A 25,719-nucleotide genomic window follows, 5' to 3' on the forward strand; every position below is an offset into this window, starting at 1 on the left:
GCTATGTATCTGATCAAACAGGCGAATATGCTCAAATGTACCCTGGAGCCGGGGGATCGGCTCAGTGAGACCCAGCTGATGGAGATCACTTCCGGCGGGCACAGCAGTCTGCTCCCCTGCCAAAGGGCGCAGATCAACGGGGTCATGACCCTGGTGTATGATACCCACGCCTACAACACCATGGAGAGCAGCGCCGCCCACATGACCCCCCAGCAGATGCGGCAGACCATTCTGGAGCTGCTGCATGCCCTGCGACAGCTGGAGCGTCAGTCGGAGCTGAGCGGCCTGCGGATGGGAAACCTTTGCGTGGAATTTGACAAGGTCTATCTGAACGGAGAGACCCTGCGTCCGGCGTTTGTGTATGTGCCCCTGGAAACTGCCAGGGAGTTCCCGGAGACGGAACTGCGGCACGAGATCATGGAGACCATCCAGTCCAACGAGTGCGTCCGGGATGAGGGGAACGAGATGCTCCTCCGGTATTTGCAGGATCCGGGCAACGACCTGTACGACCTGATCGACCGGATCCCGAAAATCGAGCAGGAGGCATCCCGTCCGGCGCCCGCACCGGAGCGTGGGGAAGCATTTCACCAGCTTCAGGCGGAAAACCGCCGGCTGCGGCAGAGAATGCTGCTGTTCGGAGGAGCGGCAGTGCTGCTGATCGTGATCGTGGTGCTGCTGGTACTGTTCAGCCGGGGGGATGAGGAACCGGTGGGGGCTGCCACGGAAGCGCCCACCACCCAGGCTGTGACCACGGAGGCGGCGCTGATGCCGGGGGATCTGAACGGAGACGGGAAGATCACCAGGGAGGATCGGGATCTTCTGATCGGTTCCGTCAACGGGGAAATTCTGCTGAGCCCTGCCCAGTGGAAGGCGGCGGATCTGAACGGAGACGGCAAGGTGGATATGGACGACTGTGCGGAGCTGACCATGCTGGAAAGAGAAGGTGAGTAGTCATGATGCAGCTCGTATTGGCGGCATCCTCTGAGGATTATCTGATGCAGTTGCAAACCCTGCTGCTGGAGCAGTGCGGTCAGTTGAATCTGGAAATCATTTCCGACTACAGCTACCTGGAATCCTATTTTCAGGAGGACAGAAAGCCGGATCTGCTGCTGATCTCGGAGGGATACTACAACCGGATGCGGAAAAACGGAACCCTGGGTGCTGCCGGGCGGTTGCCTGCCACCCGGGTATTCCTGCTGTCCAAGGAGGGTACCCGACCGGAGGGTCTGCCCTATGGGGTACGGGTGCCCCGGGACTGCGCCGCCCATCTGCCTGCCCTGGTGCGGCAGTTGTATGCCACCAAGCCCAAGCCGGAGGCTGCCCGGCTTGCCACCCGGCTGATCACTGTGCATTCCCCCCTGGGGCGCAGCGGCAAGACCACCGTGGCAATGGGACTGGCGTACACCCTGGCGGAAAAGGGGGCAAAGACCCTGTTCCTCAGCATGGACAGGCTCCAGAGCTGCAACTGGCTGCTGGGAGAGAGCCGGTATCTGCCGGACGATCACCTGCGCACCTTTACGCCGGACAATGCCGGTATTGCGGACGATCTGGAGAGCCTGGTGCGGCGGCATGGGTTTTACTATATCCCCCCCTTCTCCTCTCCGGGGCTGTCCCTGCGGATCCCCAAGGAGACCTATCTGCATATGGCAACCAAGCTGGTGGAGGCGCATGCCTATGACTGCATCGTCATGGACGCATCCTGCGAGTTCTCCTCCACCGTGTGCAAGCTGATGCAGGCATCCCACAACAATGTGGTGATCGCTTTGCAGGACGCCAACTCCTCCTACAAGCTGAACCGGATGCTGGTGTGCCTGGAGGATCCATTCCAGGAGAAGTTTTCCTACCTGTGCAATCTGTACCGGGAGAATGTGGAGGATTCCCGCTCCACTCTGATGAAGAAAACCATCGGGGAGCGGATCATTCCCTATAATCCCCGGCTGGACGGAGAGCAGATCATCAAGGCGGCGGCGGATCCTGCCTTTGCCCATGTGATGCAGGAACTGACCGGAACAATGTATTAGGTCGTGTTGACACGAAGCCTAACAACGCATCTTTTCGGCAAAATTTCACGCATTCTGCGTTAAAAAGTCTTGTCTGCGTAAAAATTATGCTCGAAAATCTGCATATGATCTTAGTGTCAACACTCCCCAAGACAAAAGGCTGTACGGATTACTCCGTACAGCCTTTTTTATTTGGTCGCATTTTGCCGCTTTGCATGCACCATCCGCAGCAGGCACACCAGCCCTGCCACATAGAGGGGAATCTGGCACAGTAGCTGTTGGGGAATGGTCAGAGCCTGCACCTTGCCGCTGAGCAGTTGTCCCGGCAGTACACCCCCATTGTTGAACATGGCGTGGTAAATGGCGGCAGGATAGATGGAGTTGGTTTTCTTTGTGAGCCACATGAGAATGCTGCCGTTGGCGATGCATAACAGGCACATAGCGCCGATGCCGACGTAGGGGAAGCCCGGATACTCCGTGCCGAAATTGTGCCCCTGCACCGTCAGCACTGCATGCCACAAGCCCCAAAGAATGCCCCCTGCAAGCACTGTGCCGGTGGTGCCAAGCAGGCATTCCAGCTTCTGGTTCATATATCCACGCCAGCCAAACTCCTCCCCAAAGGTGAGGAAGCCCAGCAGAGGCGCTGTAGCAAAGGTGCTCAGCAGGGCGGATGCAAGCTCCGTTCCGGTGAGACCATTCGTGCCCCAGTCCCCGCCGGAGATCAGCACCGCCAGCGCCCCGGAGGGAAGGCTGAGGACGCTGACCAGCAGCAGACTTGTCAGATAGTATTTCAGATTCCCCTTCAGTCGCAGACGCAGCAGGCTGTGCTCCCAGCCCTCGTGGGTCAGCTTCCGGGTCAGTACATTGGCAAGGGCAGGAGCGTACAGCACCGGCAGGGCGAACAGGGGCATCCGGTTGGTTTCAAACCATGCATGATATCCGAACACCCGGTTCAGGATCAGTGCCGGGATCCAGGCGATGCCGAACGCCAGCACCAGGAACAGCAGCAGCCGCTTTGCCGCCAGCTTTTTCTCAGTCATACCGGTTCACCCCCTTCAAAAACAGCTTACAGGACAGCTTGTAGGACAGGCAGTAGGCGGTCAGTGCACCCCAGGGGTACAGCCCCACAGCCAGCATCATACCAGTGGAAACCTGCCCGTGATACAGATCGATGGCTTTCTGGATCAGCCGATCCCGTATCGTCTCTGGTAAAACCATGGCGAATATCACGGTGAACAGGATCGCCAGGGACAGCATGTAGATCAGCTTGATGATACTGCCCCTTTTTGCCCCGTACCGCACAATAAAAGGAATGTCCAGGGCACTGAGCAACAGCAGCAGGAAAAACACTGCCACATACAGACCCAGCAGGCTGGGGGCTTCCTCCCCCACTGCAAAATACCGCAGGGTGGCAAGGCAGCAGTCCGTCACATACCAGGCTGCCAGATACAGCACATTCATCAACGCCAGCAGCAGGTACTTGCTGTACATGGCGCCCCGGATCCCGGCAGGGGTGGATACCACAAAATAGCCCCACAGCTTCTTGTCGTCCCCCAGGAATACCCCGGTGAGCATTCCGCTGACGCAGAAGGCGGCAATGGCTGCTCCGATGCAGCGTACCAGAGAATTGGTCAGGATCGCAATCACCCCGTTTGACAGGGATTCGGGACTGGTCAGTTCCACAAAGAGCAGCATCAGCGTAATCAGCACCTGGAGCGCCGCCGGCAGCAGTACCACCAACAGAATGCCCTGCCGGTTCTGCCGCAGCTCCTTGTAGAAAAAGCCGGTGAAATGCCCTTGAGTCTGGATGCTCCGATCCTCCGGTTTGGATGCCTTTGTCCGGCTGGAGCCAAGGGACGTTTCCTCCGCACACCGGAGCCGCCAGTACATGACCCCATAGTGACAGGCGATCAGCACCAGGGTCAGAGGCAGCAGCCACAGCAGCCGCCGGAGGGAAAACAACTGCATCAGATCTATGACGCCATCCGGATCCTGCCACCGGGACAGAAACCGCTCCCCACCGAATTTGTAGAACCACAGCGCCGCCAGCAGTCCCACTCCCGTCAGGGCAAGGCCGCTTTGGTTGGTGCGCTTTTTCAGCTGCTCCGGGCTTCTTGTCCCTAAGATGAAGCAGTCGTTCAATACGGTCATCAGCAGTACCAGTGCCACCACCGCCACCTGCATCACCACATAACCGGCTTCAAAGGGCCGATCTGCCAGGGCACAAAGCCCGACAATGTTCAGCAGGGAGAAAACCGTCCCGATCCCCGTTGCAACGGCGCTCCGGAGCATCCGGGCAAGCACCCGGTCCCGGGTGGTAATGGGCAGGGCGTAGGAATACCGGAGCCAGCCGGATTCCAGATCCGATTTCAAGGTGAAATCCATGGACAGCCCCAGGCAGCCGCTCAGCAGCGCAAGCATCAGAGCGGAAAGCTGAATCATCCACCGGAGGGTCATTGCCCGTTCCGCCGGATCCTCCAGGCTGTCCCCGTACATGTTGGAAAGGCATGCCGCCCACATCATGCCTGCATACAGCAGGGTCAGCAGCAGTTGCAGTAGCTGGGCTTTCCGGTTCAGCCGCCATTCCCGGAACAGCAGGGCTCGTAATTTTGCCATCAGCACCACGCCCTTTCCCCTTTGTGTACATAAAACAGCATCACATCGTCAATGCTTGCCGGGTCTAAAATGGCGTTCCGATACTTGTACCGGGCGCTTTCCCGATCCGGCACCAGCACCTCCGCCCCGTATGCATTGGTGCGAACACTGATGATATCCGCCGGATCCATAGCGGCAGCCTCCTCCAGACTGCACTTGAGGATCCCGTGGGATTCCAGGATCTCGTCCTTGTACCCGGTCAGCAGGATCCTTCCGTTGTCAATGAAGGTCACGCAGTCAGCGATCTTTTCCAGGTCGCTGGTAATGTGGGAGGACATGAGGATGGAGCGCTCCCCGTCCCGGATATACTCCATAAACAGGTGCAGGATCTCGTCCCGCACCACCGGATCCAGCCCGGTGGTAGGCTCATCCATAATCAGCAGCTCCGCATTGTGGGACAGGGCGCAGGCGATTTGCAGCTTCATTTTCATGCCCTTGGAAAACTGCCCGATCTTCTTTTTCACCGGCAACTGGAACTGCTCCAGATACCGGCTGTAGGCGGCATTGTCCCAGTCCGGATACAGCCCCGCAAAGATCCGTGCCATATCCTTCGGAGTCAGCACCCCGTGAAAGGGCAGTTCGTCAAACACCACTGCCAGCCGCTCCTTGATGGCTTGCTCCTGCCGGATGTGATCCATGCCCAGCAGCCGGATCTCCCCCTGGTCAATGCTTGTGATGTGCAGCATGCTGCGGATGGTGGTGGTCTTTCCGGCACCGTTCTGCCCGATAAAGCCCATAATACTGCCCTTGGGCACGGTGAAGCTGATATGCTCCAGGGCGAACCGGTCATACCGCTTTCCCACGTCCTGCACCGAAATGGCATATTCGTACTCGGTCATGTTACTCTCCTCCGTTCACCAGATCCAGCAGTTCATGGAGCTCCTCCATGGTCACTCCGCACTGCTGTGCCTTTTGCCCCGCCTCTGCCAGCAGGGCTTCGATCTGTTTGAGCTGCTCCTCCCGGAACAGTTCCAGGTTCTGCGCCTTCACGAAGCTGCCCTTCCCGGTGTAGGATTCGATGAACCCCTGCCGTTCCAGTTCCTCGTAGGCTCGCTTGGTGGTCATAAAGCTGATCCGCAGTTCCAGCGCCAGGTTCCGCATGGAGGGGAGCATTTCCCCTGCCCGGAGCTTTCCCTCCAGGATCATGGTCTTGATCTGGCTTGCGATCTGTAGATAAATCGGCTCGCCGGACGCGTTGCTGATGTTGATGTTCATGGCGTGTACACTCCCTGTAAGACTGATCCGCCTTCCGGATGGCGTGAAAAGTCTAAATTGTATAACTAGTATGTATACAATTATAACACTGTCAGTTCCTGCTGTCAAGGGGAAAATAAAAAAAGAGCGTATGCTTTTGCATACGCTCTCAATGGATTGCCGTATTACTCCACAGAGTTGATGAACATATCGTAGATCCGCCGGGTGGCTTCCGCAAAGTCGCTTTCGCTGATGCCCACGATCACGTTCAGCTCGCTGGAGCCCTGGTCGATCATCTTGATGTTGATCCGGGCATGTGCCAGCGCCGCAAAGATCCGTGCCGCCGTGCCCCGTGTGCGCCGCATGCCCCGGCCCACAACTGCCAGCAGGGCGATGCCGTGCTCCACCTCTATGTGATCCGGATTCACCGCCTTCCGGATCTGGGACAGCACCTGCTGCTCCTTGCCTTCCATGTCCGCCTCGCTGATGATGATGCTCATGGTGTCGATGCCGGAGGGCATATGCTCAAAGTTGACGCCGTTGTCCTCCAGAACCCCCAGCACCTTCCGGCAGAAGCCCAGCTCACTGTTCATCATGGCCTTCTGCATATTGATGGCGCAGAAGCCCTTCTTGCCGGCGATGCCGGTGATGGTGTAGCCGCTGACCTCGTCGTTGTCGTCGGAAACGATCATGGTGCCCGGTGCATCCGGACAGTTGGTGTTCCGGATGTTGATGGGGATGCCTGCCGTCCGAACCGGGAAAATGGCGTCCTCATGCAGCACAGTGGCGCCCATGTAGGACAGCTCCCGCAGCTCCTCGTAGGTAATGGTGGAGATCACCTTCGGGTCATTGACCACTCTGGGATCGGCGATCAGGAAGCCGGATACATCCGTCCAGTTCTCGTAAATGTCCGCCTTGACCGCCCGGGCAAGGATGGAGCCGGTCACATCGGAGCCGCCCCGGGAGAAGGTGCGCACATGACCGTCAGCGGTTGCCCCGTAAAAGCCCGGCAGCACCACCCGATCCATGCCGGAAAGCCGCTGCCGCAGCAGGGCAATGGTTTCATCCAGCTGGAAGGCGCCGTTCTGGTCAAAGCGGATTACCTCTGCCGCATCCAGGAAGGCGTATCCCAGGTAATTTGCCAGCAGCATGCCGTTGAGGTATTCCCCCCGGCTTGCGGCATAGTCCCGGCTTGCCCCCTGCTTCAGATCCGCTGCGATTCTGGCAAAGGCATCATCCAGGGAGAACGCCAGCCCCGGGTCGTCGATGATCCCCTGGTACCGGCTGTGGATCCGGTTCAGATCCTGGGAAAACTCCTGCCCTTTCTGGGCAAGCTCGTGGCAGGCGTAGAGCATGTCCGTCACCTTGGTGTCGGCGGAATTGCGTTTACCCGGTGCGGAGGGAACTACATAGCGCCGTGCGTCCTCTGCGTGAATAATTGCGGCAACCTTGCGGAACTGTGCTGCGTCCGCCAGGGAGCTGCCGCCGAATTTTACAACCTTGTTTGCCATTGGATGGCCTCCTGTTCTCTATACACATACGCTGAGCGTATCATAGACATGATACATATTATTATAATTCATCCCGCAGACAAAAGCAATTGGTATCTGTGCCAAATATTCACCCGGGGAAGTTGTAGTTTTGGTGAATACGCTTGTATGCTCCGGGCGGACAGGCGAAAAAGCATGCCTTTGGCGCAAAATTTTTTGCAAAATTGCTTGCAAATATTGAAGGATTGTGATATAATACCTAGTAGAAGTATAGAAGAAAGGAAGACCGGAGCAATCCGGTCTTTCACTTTGTTAGGAGAAATTGCATGAAGCTGAAGAAAAACGGAGCCACGGAGCAGAAGGTCTATGCGCTTGCAGCGCCTCTGGCAGAATCCCTGGGTCTGGTGATCTGGGACGTGCGCTTTGAAAAGGAAGGCGCAAGCTGGTACCTGCGGGTGTTCATCGACAAGGATGAGGGTATCTCCATTGACGACTGTGAGGCTATGAGCCGGCCCCTCAGCGACCTGCTGGATGAGGCGGATCCCATCGACCAGCAGTATTTTCTGGAGGTAGGCTCCGCCGGACTGGAACGGGATCTGGTGCGGGAGTCCCATTTCGCCGCTTCCATCGGTGCGGTGGTGCGGATGCGGCTGATCCGGCCGGATGAAACAGGACAAAAGGAATATGTAGGGGCGCTGGAGTCCTTTGACAAGGAGCAGGTACGCCTTGTGCTGGAGGATGACACGACAGTGACAGCACCCTTTGCGAATATTGCGCATATAAAATGGCATGAAGATTTCTGAAATAGGATATAGGAGGAATGGATCAAAATGAATAACGACTTTTTTGCAGCGCTTTCCTTGCTGGGGGCGGAAAACAGCGTGGAGACCGATCTGCTGGTGGAAAAGGTGAAGAGCGCCATGACAAAGGCCATACACCGGGCGTATCCGGACAGCGGCGACAACGTGCGGGTGGACATTGACCCGGTGACCAAGACCTTTGATCTGTGCATCATCAAGACCGTTGTGGACGATGAACCCCTGGATGACAACGAGATCAACATCGACCAGGCAAGACTCATCGACCCTTCCGCAGTGGTTGGAGGCACGGTGGAATGCAAGCTGGATACTGCATCCCTGAGCCGGAATGCGGCACAGTCTGCCAAGCAGTCCATCCGGGGGGATCTGAGAGAGATCAGCCGGGAGAATCTGCTGACCAAGTTCCAGGACAAGGAGAACGAGTGCATTACCGCTACCGTATCCCAGGTGGAGCCGGGCAGGGGCACCGTGACCCTGATCTATGACAAGACGGAGCTGTATCTGTTCCGGAACGAGCAGATCCCCGGCGAGGTACTCAAGGAGGGGCAGTCCGTCAAGGTATACATCACCGGCATTGCCAACAAGCAGAAGAAGCCCATCATCAAAATCTCCCGTGCTCACCGGGATCTGGTCAAGCGGCTGTTTGAGCTGGAGGTTCCGGAGATCTATGATGGCACTGTGGAGGTCATGGCAATTTCCCGGGAGGCTGGTGCCCGTACCAAGATCGCCGTACAGTCCCATGATCCCAACGTGGACGCAGTGGGCGCATGCATCGGCCCGAAGCGCTCCAGAATCACAGCAGTGGTCAACGAGCTGAACGGGGAGAAGATCGACATCATCAACTACAGCGACAAGCCGGAGGAATTCATCGCAAAGGCACTGGCTCCCGCAGAGGTGCTCAGCGTGACCATTACGGATCCGGAAAACCGCAGTTGCACCGTGGTGGTGCCCAACAACCAGTTGTCCCTCGCCATCGGCAACCGGGGACAGAACGCAAAGCTTGCTGCAAAGCTCACCGGCTATAAGATCGACATCAAGCCGGAGTTTGAGAACCCCATTCAGGGGCTGGAGTAATCAGGAAGGGAGACGGCTCTCAGGAGCCTGTGACGCAGGATGAAACCGAAGAAAATACCCATGCGGCTCTGCCTGGGCTGCGGTGAAATGAAGCCCAAGCGGGAACTGATCCGGGTGGTCAAGGCGCCGGACGGAGAGATCTCCCTGGATACCACCGGGAAAAAATCCGGCAGAGGGGCGTATATCTGCCCGGATCCCGGATGCCTGGAAAAGGCGCAGAAGGCAAGGCGACTGGAGAGATCCTTCTCCTGCCGGGTGGAAGGAGATGTGTATGATGCATTGCAGCAGCAGCTTGCAGCAGCTACTGGGTCTGGTGACCATCTGCCGGAAGGCGGGTAAGCTGATCTGCGGCTTTGATCCGGTGGGGGATGCTGTGAAAGCCGGCAAGGCGGCATGCGTGCTGCTGACCCGGGACGCCTCTCCCCGCACGGTGAAAGAAGCCCGGTTCCGGTGGGCGGAGCAGGTGTCTGTTCTGGATACGCCCTTGACCATGGAACAACTGGAGCAGTGCTTTCACCGGAAGGTGGCAGTGATGGCGGTGTGCGATGGGGGCTTTGCCCGGCGCTTTGCCCAGCTACTGGAGCCGGAGGAAAACAATCGTGAGCCTGGCTCACTTACTATAGATGATGTAAATCCGTAAGAATCATAAGGGGGTTTCGCCTATGACGAAGAAAATAAAGCTGAGTGATCTTGCAAAGGATCTGAACGTACCGAGTCAGGAGCTGATCGAAGCGCTGACCAAGCTGGATGAAACAAAGAAAAAGACCGGTTCCAGTCTGACGGACCAGGAGGTCAACTACCTGCTGGAGCGTTACAGCCAGGGAAATCAGGTGGAAAGCTTTGACGCATACTATGAGTCCCGGAACGACAAGCCGGCGGAGAAGCCTGCGCCCAAGCTGGAGGAAAAGCCTAAGCGTGCTGCAAAGAGCGAGCCGAAGAAGGCGGCAAAGCCGGCACCCAAGCCCGAAGCAAAGCCTGCTGCAAAGCAGGAGAGCAAGCCGGCACCTAAGTCCGAAGCAAAGCCTGCTGTAAAGCAGGAAAACAAGCCGGCACCCAAGTCCGAAGCAAAGCCTGCCGCAAAGCAGGAGAGCAAGCCGGCACAGAAGGCAAAGTCCGTGCCGGATGAAGCACGGTATGCGGCGGCAAAGGAAAAGACCATGTCCGAAGCCAAGCCCCAGAAGCAGCAGAAGCCCCAGAAGCTCCAGAAGTCCCAGCCCCAGCAGGGACAGAAGATCGGCTCCATGTCCAGCGAATCCGTCATCGAGAAGAAGCAGCGGACAGTGGATACCCGGGGCAGCTATGTGGAGCTTGACAAGTACAATGAGCGTTATGAACAGATCGCGCCCCAGAACAAGCACAAGGAAAACTACTCCACCAAGAAGCAGAAGATCAACCAGAAGTCCCAGCAGCGTCAGAAGCAGCAGTACTCCAACAAGCGGGAGACCGAGGCGGAGAAGCTGCGCCGTCTGGAGCTGGAGCGGGCAAGAAAGCAGCAGCTGAAGGTCATGATCCCGGACAGCATCATGGTCAGCGAGCTGGCGACCCGGCTGAAGGTCACGGTAACAGATGTCATCAAGAAGCTGATGGGTCTGGGAGTTATGGCAACCATCAACCAGGAGATCGATTTTGACACTGCAGCCCTGGTGGCAGAGGAACTGGGCGCAAAGGTGGAAAAGGAAGTCATTGTCACCATTGAGGAGCGTCTGATCGTAGACGATGAGGATGACGAAGGAGATCTGCAGGAGCGGAGCCCTGTGGTGGTTGTTATGGGGCATGTTGACCACGGCAAGACCTCCATTCTGGATCGGATCCGCCATGCAAATGTCACCGCATCCGAGGCAGGAGGCATCACCCAGCACATCGGTGCATACCAGGTGAACCACGGCGGCAAGACCATTACCTTCCTGGATACACCGGGTCATGAGGCATTTACTGCAATGCGTGCCCGTGGTGCAAATATTACGGATATTGCCATCCTGGTGGTGGCAGCGGACGACGGCATCATGCCCCAGACCGTAGAATCCATCAACCACGCCAAGGCGGCAGGGGTGTCCATCATCGTTGCCATCAACAAGATCGATAAGGAAGGCGCCGATCCGGAGCGGATCAAGCAGGAGCTGACCGAGCACGAGCTGGTCTGCGAGGAATGGGGCGGCGACGTTATTTGTGTGCCGGTTTCTGCAAAGACCGGACAGGGCATTGACGAGCTGCTGGAGAACATCCTGCTGGTAGCAGAGGTAAAGGAACTGAAGGCAAACCCCAACCGCCGGGCGAAGGGCACCGTCATCGAGGGCAGACTGGACAAGGGCAGAGGCCCCATCGCTACCCTGCTGGTGCAGAACGGTACCCTGCATACCGGGGACGTGATCATTGCAGGCACTGCTGTGGGCAGAGTCCGGGTCATGACCAACTTCCGGGGCAAGGTAGTCAAGAGCGCAGGCCCCTCTGTGCCGGTGGAGATCACCGGTCTGGCAGAAGTGCCCAGCGCCGGGGATATCTTCAATGCGGTTGCGGATGAGCGGCTGGCAAGAGAGCTGGTAGAGCAGAGAAAGCATGCGGCAAAGGAAGAACAGTTCAAGGCATACCACAAGGTGACGCTCGACAGCCTGTTCAGCCAGATCGCCGAGGGCGAGATCAAGGAGCTGCCCATCATCGTCAAGGCGGACGTACAGGGCTCCGTGGAGGCTGTGAAGCAGTCCCTGGAGAAGCTGTCCAATGACGAGGTGCGGGTCAAGGTGATCCACGGTGCGGTTGGCGCCGTATCCGAGGGCGATGTGATGCTGGCAAGTGCATCCAACGCCATCATCGTTGGCTTTAACGTGCGGCCGGATCCGGTTGCGGCGGAATCTGCTGCCCGGGACGGTGTGGACATCCGGCTGTACCGGATCATCTACGATGCCATCGAGGAGATCACCACTGCCATGAAGGGCATGCTGGCACCCAAGTTCCGGGAAGTGGAGCTGGGCCGTGCGGAAGTGCGCCAGGTTTACAAGATCTCCAACGTGGGTACCGTTGCCGGATGCTATGTACTCAGCGGCAAGCTGACCCGGAACTGCGAGATCCGGGTTGTGCGGGACGGCATCATCGTGGCGGACGACAAGATCGGCTCTCTGAAGCGGTTCAAGGACGATGCCAAGGAGGTTACCAGCGGCTATGAGTGCGGCGTGACCCTGGAGAAGTTTGCAGACGTGAAGACCGGAGATATTTTTGAAGCGTTTACCATGGAAGAATATCGGGAAGACTGATCGGGGCACAAATTCCCGATCAAAGCAGGAGAAGGAGGAATCCATATGGAAATCAGCCGTATGAGCAATAGTGACATGATCCAATACTGCAATGAAGCACTTGCATGGGAGGAATTGGGCCCGGTGGACATTCATTTCTTCGAGTCCGTCAAGCGGATCGTCACCGGCGAGTGCAAGGTGGATGAGCCGGAGGATATTTTCGATGAGGAAGGCTTTTTCACCGAACAGAAGGGAACCGAAAATTATTACAATCCCGGCGGGGAGGACTTCATCCACGTCTGAGGCTCCCCTGCCGGATGTTCCGGAAAGGAGGCGTACTGCCGGCACAGCGCCGGGGTACTATTGATACTATGGCTAGTTATAAATCTGACCGGCTTGCAGAGGACGTAAAACGGGAGCTGACCGCCATTCTGCGGGAGCTGAAGGATCCCCGGATCGGACAGATGCTCAGCATCGTCCGGGTGGATCTGTCCAACGATCTGTCCCACTGCAAGGTGTATGTATCCAGCTTTGAGGGGCTGGCGGTGGCGCAGCAGTCCGTAGAGGGACTGCGCAGCGCCGAGGGCTTTATCCGGCGGGAGCTGTTCCACCGGCTGAAGATGCGCAAGGCGCCTGCCATGCATTTCGTGGCGGATGATTCCATCGCCCACGCTGCCGAGATCAACCAGAAGCTGCGGGATCTGGAAGGATAACCGGGAAAGGGAAACAGGTATGCGGATAGAGATCGCCCAGGCGGCAGAATGCCTGAAACAGTGCGAGGATGTGTATATCCTCATTCATCAGAGTCCGGACGGGGACTGCGTGGGGGCAGGATTTGCCCTGATGCAGTTGCTGCATGCCATGGGCAAGCGGGCAAAGGTGCTGTGTCCCGAGCCGATTCCGGCACGGTACGGCTTCCTCACTGCCCCGGACAGCGGTGAATTCCCGGCAAAGTATGTGATCGGGGTGGATGTGGCGGATCTGCAGCTTCTGGGGAATCTGCGGAGCACCTATGAGGGGCATGTGGATCTTTGCATCGACCACCACATTTCCAATACGGACTATGCAGACCGGGTCTGTGTGGATCCGGATGCTTCTGCTGCCTGCCAGGTGCTGTACGAGATCATCCAGGCACTGGGCATACCTCTGACCGATTCCATGGCAGCCTGCATCTACACCGGCATCGCCACGGATACGGGCTGCTTCAAGTACGAAAACGCCACTGCCCGTGCCCACGAGATCGTGGCAAAGCTCAAGCGGGAGCATGCGCTCCCCTACGCCCGGATCAACCGGAATATGTTTGACGTCAAGAGCCTGGGCAGGCTGAAAATGGAGCGTGCGGTCATGGAGATCATGGAATTTTACCTGGACGGCCGCTGCACCATGATCTGCGTCACCCAGGATATTCTCCGGCAGATGCAGGTGGAGGAGGCAGAGCTGGACGGCATTGCCGGACTCCCCCTCCAGGTAGAAGGCGTGGAGGTGGGCGTGACCCTCAAGGAAAAGGAGCCGGGCTTTTACAAGATCTCCATGCGCTCGGCGGATCGTGCCAACGTGTCCCGGATCTGTGGACAGTTGGGGGGCGGCGGTCATGTGAAGGCGGCAGGCTGCGCCCTCCGGGGTACTCTGTCCCAGGTGAAGGAGATCCTGGTGAGAGCCGTGGAGCAGGAGTTGGCACTGCTATGAACGGGATATTATGCATGTACAAGCCGGAGGGGTTCACCTCCTTCGACGTGATCGCCAAGCTGCGGGGCATTCTGCAGATGCGGCGGCTGGGGCATGCGGGCACCCTGGATCCTATGGCAACCGGGGTGCTGCCGGTGTTTGTGGGCGGAGCGACCCGTGCCTGTGACATCCTCCCCAACCAGGAGAAAAGCTATCTTGCCCGGTTTGCCCTGGGCTATGAAACCGATACCCAGGACAGCACCGGCACCGTCACCAACCGATATGACCGGCAGGTGACAAGGCAGCAGTTGCTGGAGCTCCTGCCCCGGTTTACGGGTCGAATCAGTCAGATCCCTCCCATGTACTCCGCCGTATCCGTGGACGGGCGGCGGCTGTATGAGCTTGCTCGGCAGGGGGTGGAGGTGGAGCGGAAGCCCCGCACCGTTACCATGGATCGGCTGGAGCTGCGGCAGTTTGACGAAGCATCCCAGACCGGAACCCTGTTTCTTGCATGCTCCAAGGGCACCTATGTACGCACCATTCTTCACGATCTGGGCAGGGCGCTGGGCTGCGGTGGCGTTATGACCGGACTGGAGCGTCAGTCCTCCTGCGGTCTGACCCTGGAGGATTGCGTGACCTTTGCCCAGGTGGAGGCTGCCCGGGACGCAGGAACGCTTTCAGAGCTGCTGCTGCCCGTTGACCGGATGTTTGCGGCATACCCTGCCCTGCATCTGAATCCTGCCCAGAGCCGCATGTACCGGAACGGGGTCAAGCTGTCCCTGGATCGGCTCACCCTGCCGGAGCAGTCGGAGAAATACCGGATCTACGGGGATACGGGCTGCTTTTTCGGCATCGGCAGAACGGAGGAGGGCTTGCTCCGGGTGGACAAGAATCTGACCGCAGGAGAGGATGCATCGTGATCGTACTGACGCAGGGAAAAGCCCCCCGACCCACCGCTGTGGCACTGGGCTTGTTTGACGGGGTGCATCTGGGGCACCGGGCGGTGCTGCATGCCGCCGCCGCCCACAAGGCGGAGGGGCTTTTGCCGGCAGTGTTCACCTTTTCCGCCCCCTCCATATCCTACAAGCAGCATCGGCAGGTACAATTCCTGTATACGGACGCCCAGAAGCAGCAGTTGCTGGCGGCACAGGGTATGGAGCTGATCTACAGTCCCCTGTTCCCGGAGATCGCCCCTCTGACGGGGGAGGATTTTTCCGCACGGATCCTGCGGGATCTGCTCCGGGCGCAGGTGGTAGTCTGCGGAGAGGATTTCCGCTTCGGAAAAAATGCCGCCTGGGGCACCGGGGAGCTGATCCGCCTGGGACAGTCCCACGGCTACCGGGTGGAGTGCATCCCGCCGGTGCAGTTGGAGGGGGAACGGGTCTCCTCCCGGCGGATCCGGCAGCTTCTGGCTGACGGACATCCGGAGGCGGCTGCCCGGCTTCTGGGAGGGGATTACCGGATCGGAGGCATTGTGGAGCATGGCAATCAGCTAGGCAGAACCATGGGCTTCCCCACCTTGAATCAGTTTTTTACCCCGGGGCAATGCACCCCCCGGTTCGGGGTCTATGCCTCGGTGGCATATCCGGAGGGCAGTCCCGTGCCGGCAGTGACCAATATCGGCATGCGCCCCACCATCGGGGATACCAGCTGTCCCATCGGGGAAACCTATATTCTGGATTGGGAGGGCACCCTGTACGGCAGGGACATACCCGTAGCCCTGAAGGCATTTCTGCGGCCGGAGCAGCGCTTTGACGGCATCGCCGCCCTGTCCCGGCAGCTTGCCAGGGATATTGCCGCTGCCCGGGACTATGGGGCAAAACATCAACAGGAGGAACAGCAATGAGCAAACGTGTACGCACCCGGTTCGCACCCAGCCCCACGGGCTATATGCACATCGGCAACCTGCGGACGGCTTTATACACTTACTTTATCGCAAGAAAGAACGGCGGAGATTTCATTCTCCGCATTGAGGATACAGACCAGGAGCGCTATGTGGAGGGTGCTGTAGACGTGATCTACCGGACCCTGCGGATGGCGGGTATCACCTGGGACGAGGGCCCGGACATCGGCGGTCCGGTGGGGCCCTATGTGCAGTCGGAGCGGATGGGCATGTTCAAGGACTATGCGCTGAAGCTGGTGGAGCAGGGGGACGCCTACTACTGCTTCTGCGACAAGGAACGGCTTGCAAGCCTGCATGAGGCGGATGGCGTGGGTGCCATGTATGACGGTCACTGCCGGAACCTGTCCCCGGAGGAGGTGCAGCAGAAGCTGGATGCGGGCGTGCCCTATGTGATCCGGCAGAAGATGCCCAAGGAGGGCACCACCACCTTCCACGATGAGATCTACGGGGATATTACCGTGGAGAACGCCTCCCTGGACGACCAGATCCTCATCAAGACCGACGGCATGCCCACCTACAATTTTGCCAACGTGGTGGACGATCATACCATGGGCATCACCCATGTGGTACGGGGCAACGAGTATCTGTCCAGCACCCCCAAATACAATCTGCTGTACCAGGCGTTCGGCTGGGAGGTGCCCCATTACATCCACTGCGCCCCGGTGATGAAGGATGCCCACAACAAGCTGTCCAAGCGGAACGGAGACGCTTCCTTCGAGGATCTGATCGCCAAGGGCTTTCTGCCGGAGGCGGTGGTCAATTACATCGCCCTGCTGGGCTGGGCGCCCAAGGGGGAAAACGAGATCTATACCCTGCCGGAGCTGATCGCTGAATTTGACCTGTCCGGCATTTCCAAGGCACCTGCCATTTTCGATCCGCTGAAGCTGAAGGCCATCAATGCGGAGCATATCCGCCGGATGTCTCCGGCGCAGTTTGCGGAAAGCATCCGTCCCTATCTGGACAAGACCCTGACCCGCCGGGATTATGATCTTGCGGTGTTGGCGAAGGTGCTCCAGCCCCGGACGGAGCAGATGACGGACGTGATCGACCAGGTGGACTTTATCGACAGCCTGCCGGAGTACGACAACGCCATGTACTGCCACAAGAAGATGAAAACCACCGAGGAAAGCGCATTGCAGGCGCTGCGGATGGTTCTGCCGGTGCTGGAGGCTCTGCCGGAATGGACGGAGTCCGCCATTCATGACGCACTGATGGGGCTGGCAGCGGAGCAGGGGGTCAAGAACGGCTGGCTGCTGTGGCCGGTGCGCACGGCAGTGTCCGGCAAGCAGGTATCCCCCGGCGGCGGCGTGGAGCTTTGCGCCATTCTGGGCAGGGAGGACACCCTTGCCCGGATCCGGAAGGGCATCGAAAAGCTGGGGGGCTAAGGAAGCGCCTTAGTTTTCGCTGGCTTATCATAGAACCATCACAATGCACCGCTATACTGAAACGGTGCGATGTATTGACCGGCATCTGCCGGTCAGGATCAGGAGGTAACATAACATGATTGAGGTGAAAAACCTTACCAAGCGCTACGGAGACAAGCTGGCTGTCAACGACATCAGCTTTTCCGTAGAGGATGGGGAAATACTGGGCTTTCTGGGGCCAAACGGCGCAGGTAAATCCACCACCATGAACATGCTGACCGGGTATATTTCTTCCACCTCCGGCCAGGCGCTCATCAACGGGGTGGATATTCTGGAGGATCCCATCAAGGCAAAGGAAAACATCGGCTACCTGCCGGAGCTTCCGCCCCTGTACCAGGATATGACCGTCAAGGGCTATCTGAATTTCGTGTATGATCTGAAAAAATGCAAGCTGCCCCGGAAGGCGCATCTGCGGGACGTGTGCGATCTGTGCAAGGTCACGGATGTGCAGGATCGGATCATCAAGCATCTGTCCAAGGGCTACCGGCAGCGTGTAGGCATGGCGCAGGCACTGGTGGGCAACCCCAAGGTGCTGATCCTGGATGAGCCTACGGTTGGTCTGGATCCCAAGCAGATCCTGGAGATCCGGACGCTGATCAAAAAGCTGGGGAAGAACCATACCGTCATTCTTTCCTCCCACATCCTGCCGGAGATCCAGGCGGTGTGCGACCGGATCATCATCATCAACAAGGGCGTGGTGGTTGCCGACGATACCACAGACAATCTGTCCAGGAATATCACCACCGACCATCGGCTGACCCTGCGGGTGGAGGGCAAAAAGGACGAGATCGTCAAGGCGCTGCGGAATATCGAGGGCATCAAGTATGTCCGTGCGGATATGGAGCGGGAGCCGGGCGTGTTTGAATATGAGCTGGAGGCTGCTGCGGGTATGGATATCCGCCGGGAGGTCAACCGGATCCTCCGGGAGCATGACTGGCCCATTCTCATGATGCGTGCAAGCGACATGACCCTGGAGGATATCTTCCTGAAGATCACTATGGGGGATGCGGTTGCCATTCACACGAAACCGGCGGATGCCAAGACTTCTGAAGGGGGTGCCAGATAATGGGCGCAATTTACAGACGTGAGATCGGAGCGTTCTTCTCCTCCGGTATCGCATATATCTTTCTGGCAGTGTTCTATCTGTTCGCCGGCTACTTCTTCTATGCAAGCAGCCTGTACAGTGCTACCACCGATATGTCCGGCATGTTCTCCAGCCTGTTCATGGTCATCGTGTTCCTGATCCCGATTCTGACCATGCGGCTGTTCAGTGAGGAGCTGAAGCAGAAAACCGATCAGGGTCTGCTGACGGCACCGGTTTCCCTGCCGGGGATCGTGCTTGGCAAGTACTTTGCGGCACTGACCCTGTACACCATCGGCATTGCCATCGTGATGCTGTACGGCATGATCCTCAGCTTCTTCGGAGAAGTGGCATGGGGCATCGTGTTCGCCAACTTCCTGGCGCTGTTCCTGCTGGGGGCTGCATTCATTGCGGTGGGTCTGTTCGTGTCTGCTCTGACGGAAAATCAGATCATCGCAGCGGTAGGCGGCTTTGTGGCACTGATGCTGCTGTACATGATCGATGTGGTTGCAAGCTATGTAAAGGTTGAGGCGGTTGCCCATGTGCTGACCTCCCTGTCCTTCTACACCAGATATTACGAATTCACCTGCGGTCTGTTCAATCTGCCCAGTGTGCTGTTTTACATCAGTACCGCAGTGATCTTCAATTTTCTGACCGTCCGCGTCTTTGAGCGCAGACGCTGGGCGTAAGGAGGGAATGCCGAAATGAGTAACGAGAAAAAGGATCTGGAGAAGCAGCAGGACACCAAGCCTGCAAAGGAATCCAAACAGGACGCCCCCAAGGATGCAAAGCCGGAACAGGCGAAAAAGCCTAAGAACCGGAAGAAGCTCAAGTATGGCGCCCTTGCCACCGGGATCACCGCCGTGTTCATTGCCGCAGTGGTGCTGGTGAACGTAGTGGTTTCCGTGGTTATGGACAGATACCCCTTGAAGGTGGATCTGACCAGCTCCAAGCTGTACGAGATTTCCCAGGACAGCATCGACTATGTGAAGAACCTGTCCAAGGACGTGAAGATCCTGGTGCTGGCAGAGGAAAGCTATTTTACCACCAACAATTATATGAAGATCGTGCCGGAGACCCTGGACAAATACCGTCAGAACTCCAACGGGCACATTTCCGTGGAATTTTACAATATGGTCAACCATCCGGAGATCACCTCCGAGTACAAGCAGTACTACAGCGGTGAGTTCCAGGAGGGGGATGTGATCGTAGCCTGCGGAGACCGGGTGAAGGTGCTGGACTTCGGGGACATCATCCAGACCGAGCAGACCCCGGATTATACCACCTACACCTATAAGACCAGCTACACCTTTGTGGGGGAGCAGTCCCTGACCTCTGCGATTATGAGCGTGACCGACGCCAACCCCAAGAAGGTTGCGTTCGTCCAGACTGCCGGTACCAATTCCATCTATGCGGACACCAACAAGTATTCCGTTGCCGCCCTGCATGACCTGCTGGACAAGAACGGCTACGACATTACCGACGTGGATCTGTTGAACGACAACATTCTGCCGGCGGATTACGACCTGGTGGTGCTGCCGGCACCCTACAATGACCTGACAGAAGCCATGGTCACAAAGCTCAGCGATTTCCTGTACAACGAGGGCGGCCTGAACAAGGATATGTTCTACATTGCGGACGTGAAGCAGGGGAATACCCCCAATCTGGACGCATTCCTGGCAGAATGGGGCGTTTCTGTGGGAGACGCCATCGTATATGAGGGCAACTCCTCCCAGGCACAGTACGTCAGCACCGCACTGGGTACGCTGACTGCGCCGAATGTGGTTATGGCGGAAAGCGACTACGGGGCACAGTTGAGCAACACCTCCCGTCCCATTGTAGCGCCTCTGGCACGACCCATCCGGCTGTTGTTTGAATCCAATACCGACCGGCAGACCCTGGCGCTGCTGCAAACCTCTGAAACCGCATTCCTGTATCCGCTGAATACCAAGCAGGATACCGCTTCCGATTCTACGGATGTGCCCGCCGCCAGCCAGGAAGCCGCATCCACCACTGCCACCTCCTTTGACATTGAAAATGCGGAAAAGGGTGTGCAGAATCTGATGACCATTACCACCAAGTCCAACGCAGTCAACGAAGACGTGAACTCCAGCCAGCTGATGGTCATGTCCTCCTGTTCCATGCTGGACTACTATGTGGCACAGAGCGCATCCTATAACAATGCGGAATATGTGGTTTCCGCCATCAATGTGATGGTAGGCAAGGAGAACGGCATTGTCATCGCCAACAAGGCACTGGAGCAGACCAATATCACCATTACCGAGGGACAGCTCAGCGGTCTGCGGACGCTGGTGATCGTGGTGATCCCGCTGATCGTGGTGGTCATCGGACTGGTTGTATTTGTAAGGAGAAGAAATCGATGAACAAAACTGCCAAGGGCATTCTCATCGGCGCCGGAGTTCTGGTGCTGCTGTCCGGCGCATTGGTTGCGCTGAAGCTGACTGAGCCGGATTCCGGTACCGCTTCCGGCAGCAGTCTCAGCTCCCAGGAGGATCATTCCACCCTGTTGTGGGAGCTGGACGAAAAGGATATCAAAAGCGTTGCCGTAACCTTCGGCACCGACAGCTATACGATCCTGCCAGAGGCTCCTACCCAGGACGACGATGGGAATACAGTGTACAACTACACCCTGGAAAATACCGCAGGGCTGAACGTGGACACAGTGCTGCTGCGGACGGTGGCGTCCCGGGCGGTTGCCGTCACTGCCGTGAATACGGTGGAGGAGCATACCTCCGATCTTGCCCAGTACGGGCTTGATAATCCCCGTGCCACGGTGACGCTGACCATGCAGGACGGCACGGTGAAGGCATGCTCCATTGGCAATGCTTCTCCGCTGAGCAGCCAGACCTATTTTGCCCTCAAGGGGGAGGATACGGTGTATACGGTGGCAAGCGATAAGCTGTCACCCTTCCTGAAGGGCGAGGGAGAGTATCTGAGCAAGGAGATCGTGCCGGAGCGTGCGGAGGATGATAACACCATTCTGGAGGAGATTCTGATCCAGCGCAAGGATCTGGACTATGACATCCGGCTGAAATACGACAGCTTCTACGCAAACGTAGAAAACGGCGGCACCACCGCCACCCACATTATGACCCAGCCGGTTCCCTGCAACGTGAACCCGGACAGAGGCTCTAAGATTACCGTGGGCATGTACGGGCTGACTGCCAGCGGCGTGGTGAAGGTGCATCCGACCCAGGCGGATCTGGAAGCCTACGGGCTGGAGGATCCCTTCTGCACCATGACTGTCACCACGGATGCCGGTGTGATCCAGACACTGAAGATCGGCAAGTCCTTTCAGCTTGAAGGGGACGATACCGTATATTATTACGGTTATTATGACGGGGTGGACGTGGCATACAGCTTTACCACAGAAACTGCGCCCTGTATTTCCGTACAGCCCCGTGACATTTCCTCCGGGCTGGTGTTCACCACTTATGTATGGGATATCGGCAAGCTGACGGTAACGGCAAAGGATCGGGAAACCATGACCTTCACCGGCTCCGGTACCTCCAAGGATGATTACCAGGTACAGCTGAACGGCAAGGAGGCAGATCCGGAGCGTTTCCGGAAGTTCTATGTATTCCTGCTGAAAACCGCCGCAGAGGATCTTTGCCTCAACGGAGAAACGGTGCAGGGAGCTCCTCTGGCAACCATCACCCTGGAGCGGCAGGACGGGAAAAAGACCCAGACCGTTTCCTTCTACGAAGCGGAGGGCAGAAAGGTCTACATTGAGGTGGACGGGGTATGCGCCTTTATGTGCCGCCGGAGCTTTGTGGACACACTGTTCAAGAACATGGATCTGTACGATACGGATCAAGATTTTATTCTCAACTGGTAAGGGATCCGACAGATTTCGCAGCACTGCTGTGGTATCCTGGAAGATGCCGCATGACCGGTATTGAAACAACGAGGGGGCAAGTGTTATGAGTTTTTTCACCTACAAGGGCTATCCGCTGGTGCGCAAGGACAAGGAACTGTACTTCGGGAATATGTACGATGAGTACGTGGTCTGGATGCAGATCCAGGAAACCCGGAAGCTGCAGGATCTGGACGTGGCGTCCAAGATCAAAATCTATCTGATGCGCACGGATGAAAAGCTGAATCCTATGGAGGCTATTGTAAAAACCGGGGAACGGGAGAGCCTGTACGATGCACTGGATCTGGCAAAGGCATGGCTGGATCGGGCAGAGCGGGAAACAGCTTGATAAAAGCCGCTCTGCACAGACTGCGGAGGGCTGCCGATGAAGCCGCAGGGCGAATCCTGCGGCTTTTTTGGGAGAGGGGAAATTTTTTCGGAAAACCCCTAGCATTTTTGGAATGGGTATGGTATAATAGTTATAAGTCCGGACAGCTGTGCTCTGCATATGGGTCCGGGGAATAGATGCCGGAAGGCATCAAAAAAGTATGGAGGTATTTACCAATGGCAAACAAATGGGTCTACATGTTTAGCGAAGGCGACATGACCATGCGCAACCTGCTCGGCGGCAAGGGTGCAAACCTGGCTGAGATGACCAGCATCGGTCTTCCGGTACCGCAGGGCTTCACTATCACAACTGAGGCTTGTACACAGTATTACGAAGACGGACGCAAGATCAACGACGAGATCATGGCACAGGCTATGGAAGGCGTCAAGAAGATGGAAGAGATCAACGGCAAGAAGTTCGGCGATCTGAAGAATCCGCTTCTGGTTTCCGTTCGTTCCGGCGCGCGTGCATCCATGCCCGGCATGATGGACACCATCCTGAACCTGGGTCTGAACGACGACGTTGTTGACGCTATGATCAAGGGCAACCCGGATCCGGCGTTTGAGCGTTTTGTATATGACTCCTACAGACGTTTCATCCAGATGTTCTCCGACGTTGTTATGGAAGTCGGCAAGAAGTACTTCGAGCAGCTCATCGACAAGATGAAGGCTGAAAAGGGCGTTCAGTTCGACGTAGATCTGACCGCACAGGATCTCAAGACCCTGGCTGAGCAGTTCAAGGCAGAGTACAAGCAGCAACTGGGTACTGACTTCCCCTCTGACCCGGTTGAGCAACTGAAGCTCGCAATCGAGGCTGTATTCCGTTCCTGGGACAACCCGAGAGCAAACGTATACCGTCGTGACAACGATATCCCCTACTCCTGGGGTACTGCAGTAAACGTAATGCCCATGGTATTCGGCAACCTGAACAACGAGTCCGGTACCGGCGTTGCATTTACCCGTGATCCTGCAACCGGCGAAAAGAAGCTGATGGGCGAGTTCCTCATCAACGCACAGGGCGAGGACGTTGTAGCCGGCGTTCGTACTCCTATGCCTATCGCAAAGATGGAGCAGGAGTTCCCGGAGGCTTACGCTGAATTCATCAAGGTTTGCGAAACCCTGGAAGATCACTACCGTGACATGCAGGATATGGAGTTCACCGTTGAGAACAAGAAGCTGTACATGCTCCAGTGCCGGAACGGTAAGAGAACTGCACAGGCTGCTCTGAAGATCGCTTGCGACCTGGTTGACGAGGGTATGATCGATGAGAAGAAGGCTGTTCTGATGATCGATCCCAGAAACCTGGATACCCTGCTGCACCCCCAGTTCGATGCAAAGGCTCTGAAGGCTGCTACGCCTATCGGCAAGGGTCTGGGCGCATCCCCCGGTGCTGCTTGCGGTAAGGTTGTATTTACTGCTGACGACGCTGAGGCTTGGAACGCAAAGGGTGAAAAGGTGGTTCTGGTTCGTCTGGAGACCTCTCCTGAGGATATCACCGGTATGAAGGCTTCCCAGGGCATCCTGACCGTTCGTGGCGGTATGACCTCTCACGCAGCCGTAGTTGCTCGTGGTATGGGTACCTGCTGTGTATCCGGCTGCGGCGACATCAAGATGGATGAAGAGAACAAGAAGTTCGAGCTGGCTGGCAAGACCTTCAAGGAAGGCGACTTTATCTCCATCGACGGCTCCACCGGTAACATCTACGACGGCATCATCCCCACTGTGGACGCTACCATCGCTGGTGAGTTCGGCAGAATCATGGGCTGGGCTGATAAGTACAGAGTGCTGAAGGTTCGCACCAATGCGGATACTCCTACAGACGCAAAGAAGGCAAGAGAGCTGGGCGCTGAGGGTATCGGTCTGTGCCGTACTGAGCACATGTTCTTTGAGCCTTCCAGAATCGCTGCATTCCGTGAAATGATCTGCTCCGACACTGTTGAGGAGAGAGAAGCTGCTCTGGCTAAGATCGAGCCCATGCAGCAGGCTGACTTCGAGGCTCTGTACGAGGCTCTGGAGGGCAACCCGGTTACCATTCGTTTCCTGGATCCTCCGCTTCACGAATTCGTACCCACCGACGAAGCTGACATCAAGGCACTGGCTGACGCACAGGGCAAGTCCGTTGAGACCATCAAGGCTATCATCGCTTCCCTGCACGAGTTCAACCCCATGATGGGTCACCGTGGCTGCCGTCTGGCTGTAACCTATCCGGAGATTGCAAAGATGCAGACAAGAGCTGTCATCAAGGCTGCAATCAACGTGAAGAAGGCTCATCCGGACTGGACTATCGTTCCGGAGATCATGATCCCGCTGGTTGGCGAGGTGAAGGAGCTCAAGTTTGTAAAGGATATCGTGGTTGCAGTTGCTGACGAGGAGATCGCAAAGGCTGGCGCTGACCTGAAGTACGAGGTTGGTACCATGATCGAGATCCCGAGAGCTGCTCTGACTGCTGATGAGATCGCAAAGGAAGCTGAGTTCTTCTGCTTCGGTACAAACGATTTGACCCAGATGACCTACGGCTTCTCCAGAGACGATGCAGGCAAGTTCCTGAACGCTTACTACGACGCTAAGATCTTCGAGAACGATCCCTTTGCAAAGCTGGATCAGGTTGGCGTTGGCAAGCTGATGGAAATGGCTATCAAGCTGGGCAAGCAGACCCGTCCCGACATGCACGTTGGTATCTGCGGCGAGCACGGCGGCGATCCCACATCTGTTGAGTTCTGCCACAAGCTGGGTCTGACCTACGTATCCTGCTCTCCGTTCCGTGTTCCGATTGCTAGACTGGCTGCTGCACAGGCTGCACTGCGCTAAGTCACAGTAGCTTTGCATTAAGCTTGGAACACCTCTAAAAACATCAAACGGTCACATTCCCCATCGGGAGTGTGACCGTTATTTTTGCCCAGTTCAAGCTAAATTCATCGTAAATCAAG

General features: G+C 57.1%; 24 protein-coding genes. 19 read left to right on the forward strand and 5 right to left on the reverse strand.

Annotated features, from left to right (window positions below; genetic code table 11):
• Positions 1-3 precede the first annotated feature (3 nt).
• Both RUM_RS02060 and RUM_RS02065 read left to right on the forward strand, forming a co-directional pair.
• Entirely contained in the window at positions 4-951 is a 948-nt protein-coding gene (locus RUM_RS02060) for a dockerin type I domain-containing protein (RefSeq protein ID WP_015557566.1), read from the forward strand.
• A gap of 2 nt (positions 952-953) precedes the next feature.
• Positions 954-2,021 carry an ATPase involved in chromosome partitioning gene (locus RUM_RS02065; RefSeq protein ID WP_015557567.1) on the forward strand — a complete coding sequence of 356 codons (1,068 nt, stop codon included), beginning with the start codon at positions 954-956 and terminating at the stop codon, positions 2,019-2,021.
• A 167-nt stretch (positions 2,022-2,188) separates the two neighbouring features.
• Here RUM_RS02065 and RUM_RS11870 read toward each other — a convergent pair whose 3' ends face one another.
• The 5 genes from RUM_RS11870 to RUM_RS02090 form a co-directional block, all read right to left on the reverse strand.
• Positions 2,189-3,040, reverse strand: a complete 852-nt coding sequence (locus RUM_RS11870; protein ID WP_015557568.1) for a CPBP family intramembrane glutamic endopeptidase — start codon at positions 3,038-3,040, stop codon at positions 2,189-2,191.
• Positions 3,033-4,616 carry an ABC-2 transporter permease gene (locus tag RUM_RS02075; RefSeq protein WP_147645536.1) on the reverse strand — a complete coding sequence of 528 codons (1,584 nt, stop codon included), beginning with the start codon at positions 4,614-4,616 and terminating at the stop codon, positions 3,033-3,035. The genes RUM_RS11870 and RUM_RS02075 overlap by 8 nt, the downstream gene beginning before the upstream one ends.
• Positions 4,616-5,494: an ABC transporter ATP-binding protein gene (locus RUM_RS02080; protein WP_015557569.1), complete on the reverse strand. Its 879-nt coding sequence runs from the start codon at positions 5,492-5,494 to the stop codon at positions 4,616-4,618. Before RUM_RS02080 ends, RUM_RS02075 begins: the two co-directional genes overlap by 1 nt.
• Position 5,495: 1 nt before the next feature.
• Positions 5,496-5,870, reverse strand: a complete 375-nt coding sequence (locus tag RUM_RS02085; RefSeq protein ID WP_015557570.1) for a GntR family transcriptional regulator — start codon at positions 5,868-5,870, stop codon at positions 5,496-5,498.
• A gap of 164 nt (positions 5,871-6,034) precedes the next feature.
• Positions 6,035-7,360: an aspartate kinase gene (locus RUM_RS02090; protein WP_015557571.1), complete on the reverse strand. Its 1,326-nt coding sequence runs from the start codon at positions 7,358-7,360 to the stop codon at positions 6,035-6,037.
• A 305-nt stretch (positions 7,361-7,665) separates the two neighbouring features.
• On the opposite strand from RUM_RS02090, the gene RUM_RS02095 reads away from it, so the two are divergent.
• The 17 genes from RUM_RS02095 (at position 7,666) to ppdK (ending at position 25,600) form a co-directional block, all read left to right on the forward strand.
• Positions 7,666-8,142, forward strand: a complete 477-nt coding sequence (locus RUM_RS02095; protein WP_015557572.1) for a ribosome maturation factor RimP — start codon at positions 7,666-7,668, stop codon at positions 8,140-8,142.
• A gap of 27 nt (positions 8,143-8,169) precedes the next feature.
• A complete protein-coding gene (gene nusA, locus RUM_RS02100; RefSeq protein WP_015557573.1) occupies positions 8,170-9,231 on the forward strand; it encodes a transcription termination factor NusA in 1,062 nt (353 codons plus the stop codon).
• Between the two features lie 39 nt (positions 9,232-9,270).
• Positions 9,271-9,570, forward strand: a complete 300-nt coding sequence (gene rnpM / locus RUM_RS02105) for an RNase P modulator RnpM (RefSeq protein WP_049775490.1) — start codon at positions 9,271-9,273, stop codon at positions 9,568-9,570.
• Positions 9,503-9,871, forward strand: coding sequence for a L7Ae/L30e/S12e/Gadd45 family ribosomal protein (locus tag RUM_RS02110; RefSeq protein WP_147645538.1), 369 nt, complete (start codon positions 9,503-9,505; stop codon positions 9,869-9,871). Before rnpM ends, RUM_RS02110 begins: the two co-directional genes overlap by 68 nt.
• Positions 9,872-9,893: 22 nt before the next feature.
• Positions 9,894-12,476, forward strand: a complete 2,583-nt coding sequence (gene infB, locus RUM_RS02115) for a translation initiation factor IF-2 (RefSeq protein ID WP_015557575.1) — start codon at positions 9,894-9,896, stop codon at positions 12,474-12,476.
• Positions 12,477-12,521: 45 nt separating this feature from the next.
• Entirely contained in the window at positions 12,522-12,758 is a 237-nt protein-coding gene (locus RUM_RS02120; RefSeq protein ID WP_015557576.1) for a hypothetical protein, read from the forward strand.
• Between the two features lie 68 nt (positions 12,759-12,826).
• Positions 12,827-13,168 carry a 30S ribosome-binding factor RbfA gene (gene rbfA / locus RUM_RS02125; protein WP_041326501.1) on the forward strand — a complete coding sequence of 114 codons (342 nt, stop codon included), beginning with the start codon at positions 12,827-12,829 and terminating at the stop codon, positions 13,166-13,168.
• 19 nt (positions 13,169-13,187) lie between these two features.
• Positions 13,188-14,141 (forward strand): DHH family phosphoesterase, encoded by a 954-nt coding sequence (locus tag RUM_RS02130; RefSeq protein WP_015557578.1) that lies wholly within the window; start codon positions 13,188-13,190, stop codon positions 14,139-14,141.
• Positions 14,138-15,040: a tRNA pseudouridine(55) synthase TruB gene (truB, locus tag RUM_RS02135; protein ID WP_015557579.1), complete on the forward strand. Its 903-nt coding sequence runs from the start codon at positions 14,138-14,140 to the stop codon at positions 15,038-15,040. The genes RUM_RS02130 and truB overlap by 4 nt, the downstream gene beginning before the upstream one ends.
• Positions 15,037-15,966 carry a riboflavin biosynthesis protein RibF gene (gene ribF, locus RUM_RS02140; RefSeq protein WP_041326216.1) on the forward strand — a complete coding sequence of 310 codons (930 nt, stop codon included), beginning with the start codon at positions 15,037-15,039 and terminating at the stop codon, positions 15,964-15,966. The genes truB and ribF overlap by 4 nt, the downstream gene beginning before the upstream one ends.
• Complete coding sequence (gene gltX, locus RUM_RS02145) at positions 15,963-17,408, forward strand: glutamate--tRNA ligase (RefSeq protein ID WP_015557580.1); 1,446 nt, start codon at positions 15,963-15,965, stop codon at positions 17,406-17,408. Before ribF ends, gltX begins: the two co-directional genes overlap by 4 nt.
• 115 nt (positions 17,409-17,523) lie before the next feature.
• Positions 17,524-18,513 carry an ABC transporter ATP-binding protein gene (locus RUM_RS02150; RefSeq protein WP_015557581.1) on the forward strand — a complete coding sequence of 330 codons (990 nt, stop codon included), beginning with the start codon at positions 17,524-17,526 and terminating at the stop codon, positions 18,511-18,513.
• Positions 18,513-19,217: an ABC transporter permease gene (locus tag RUM_RS02155; protein ID WP_015557582.1), complete on the forward strand. Its 705-nt coding sequence runs from the start codon at positions 18,513-18,515 to the stop codon at positions 19,215-19,217. The genes RUM_RS02150 and RUM_RS02155 overlap by 1 nt, the downstream gene beginning before the upstream one ends.
• Positions 19,218-19,232: 15 nt before the next feature.
• Positions 19,233-20,912, forward strand: a complete 1,680-nt coding sequence (locus tag RUM_RS02160; RefSeq protein ID WP_015557583.1) for a GldG family protein — start codon at positions 19,233-19,235, stop codon at positions 20,910-20,912.
• Positions 20,909-22,387, forward strand: a complete 1,479-nt coding sequence (locus RUM_RS02165) for a DUF4340 domain-containing protein (protein ID WP_015557584.1) — start codon at positions 20,909-20,911, stop codon at positions 22,385-22,387. The genes RUM_RS02160 and RUM_RS02165 overlap by 4 nt, the downstream gene beginning before the upstream one ends.
• An 85-nt stretch (positions 22,388-22,472) precedes the next feature.
• The gene (locus RUM_RS02170; RefSeq protein WP_015557585.1) at positions 22,473-22,754 is read left to right on the forward strand and encodes a hypothetical protein; all 282 of its coding nucleotides are present in this window, start codon (positions 22,473-22,475) and stop codon (positions 22,752-22,754) included.
• Between the two features lie 215 nt (positions 22,755-22,969).
• Entirely contained in the window at positions 22,970-25,600 is a 2,631-nt protein-coding gene (gene ppdK / locus RUM_RS02175; RefSeq protein WP_015557587.1) for a pyruvate, phosphate dikinase, read from the forward strand.
• Positions 25,601-25,719 lie beyond the last annotated feature (119 nt).

Source organism: Ruminococcus champanellensis 18P13 = JCM 17042, assembly GCF_000210095.1.
Lineage (GTDB): Bacteria > Bacillota > Clostridia > Oscillospirales > Ruminococcaceae > Ruminococcus_F > Ruminococcus_F champanellensis.

Excerpts from the sequence above, each read along its gene's own strand:
- RUM_RS02085 (WP_015557570.1), bottom strand. The coding sequence starts at position 5,870 with ATGAACATCAACATCAGCAACGCGTCCGGCGAGCCGATTTATCTACAG.
- RUM_RS02150 (WP_015557581.1), top strand. The coding sequence starts at position 17,524 with ATGATTGAGGTGAAAAACCTTACCAAGCGCTACGGAGACAAGCTGGCT.
- RUM_RS02130 (WP_015557578.1), top strand. The coding sequence starts at position 13,188 with ATGCGGATAGAGATCGCCCAGGCGGCAGAATGCCTGAAACAGTGCGAG.
- RUM_RS02120 (WP_015557576.1), top strand. The coding sequence starts at position 12,522 with ATGGAAATCAGCCGTATGAGCAATAGTGACATGATCCAATACTGCAAT.
- RUM_RS02110 (WP_147645538.1), top strand. The coding sequence starts at position 9,503 with ATGATGCATTGCAGCAGCAGCTTGCAGCAGCTACTGGGTCTGGTGACC.
- RUM_RS02065 (WP_015557567.1), top strand. The coding sequence starts at position 954 with ATGATGCAGCTCGTATTGGCGGCATCCTCTGAGGATTATCTGATGCAG.
- RUM_RS11870 (WP_015557568.1), bottom strand. The coding sequence starts at position 3,040 with ATGACTGAGAAAAAGCTGGCGGCAAAGCGGCTGCTGCTGTTCCTGGTG.
- RUM_RS02060 (WP_015557566.1), top strand. The coding sequence starts at position 4 with ATGTATCTGATCAAACAGGCGAATATGCTCAAATGTACCCTGGAGCCG.
- truB (WP_015557579.1), top strand. The coding sequence starts at position 14,138 with ATGAACGGGATATTATGCATGTACAAGCCGGAGGGGTTCACCTCCTTC.
- RUM_RS02075 (WP_147645536.1), bottom strand. The coding sequence starts at position 4,616 with ATGGCAAAATTACGAGCCCTGCTGTTCCGGGAATGGCGGCTGAACCGG.
- rbfA (WP_041326501.1), top strand. The coding sequence starts at position 12,827 with ATGGCTAGTTATAAATCTGACCGGCTTGCAGAGGACGTAAAACGGGAG.
- RUM_RS02160 (WP_015557583.1), top strand. The coding sequence starts at position 19,233 with ATGAGTAACGAGAAAAAGGATCTGGAGAAGCAGCAGGACACCAAGCCT.
- RUM_RS02080 (WP_015557569.1), bottom strand. The coding sequence starts at position 5,494 with ATGACCGAGTACGAATATGCCATTTCGGTGCAGGACGTGGGAAAGCGG.
- rnpM (WP_049775490.1), top strand. The coding sequence starts at position 9,271 with ATGAAACCGAAGAAAATACCCATGCGGCTCTGCCTGGGCTGCGGTGAA.
- RUM_RS02155 (WP_015557582.1), top strand. The coding sequence starts at position 18,513 with ATGGGCGCAATTTACAGACGTGAGATCGGAGCGTTCTTCTCCTCCGGT.
- RUM_RS02095 (WP_015557572.1), top strand. The coding sequence starts at position 7,666 with ATGAAGCTGAAGAAAAACGGAGCCACGGAGCAGAAGGTCTATGCGCTT.
- RUM_RS02165 (WP_015557584.1), top strand. The coding sequence starts at position 20,909 with ATGAACAAAACTGCCAAGGGCATTCTCATCGGCGCCGGAGTTCTGGTG.
- RUM_RS02170 (WP_015557585.1), top strand. The coding sequence starts at position 22,473 with ATGAGTTTTTTCACCTACAAGGGCTATCCGCTGGTGCGCAAGGACAAG.
- nusA (WP_015557573.1), top strand. The coding sequence starts at position 8,170 with ATGAATAACGACTTTTTTGCAGCGCTTTCCTTGCTGGGGGCGGAAAAC.
- gltX (WP_015557580.1), top strand. The coding sequence starts at position 15,963 with ATGAGCAAACGTGTACGCACCCGGTTCGCACCCAGCCCCACGGGCTAT.
- ppdK (WP_015557587.1), top strand. The coding sequence starts at position 22,970 with ATGGCAAACAAATGGGTCTACATGTTTAGCGAAGGCGACATGACCATG.
- infB (WP_015557575.1), top strand. The coding sequence starts at position 9,894 with ATGACGAAGAAAATAAAGCTGAGTGATCTTGCAAAGGATCTGAACGTA.
- RUM_RS02090 (WP_015557571.1), bottom strand. The coding sequence starts at position 7,360 with ATGGCAAACAAGGTTGTAAAATTCGGCGGCAGCTCCCTGGCGGACGCA.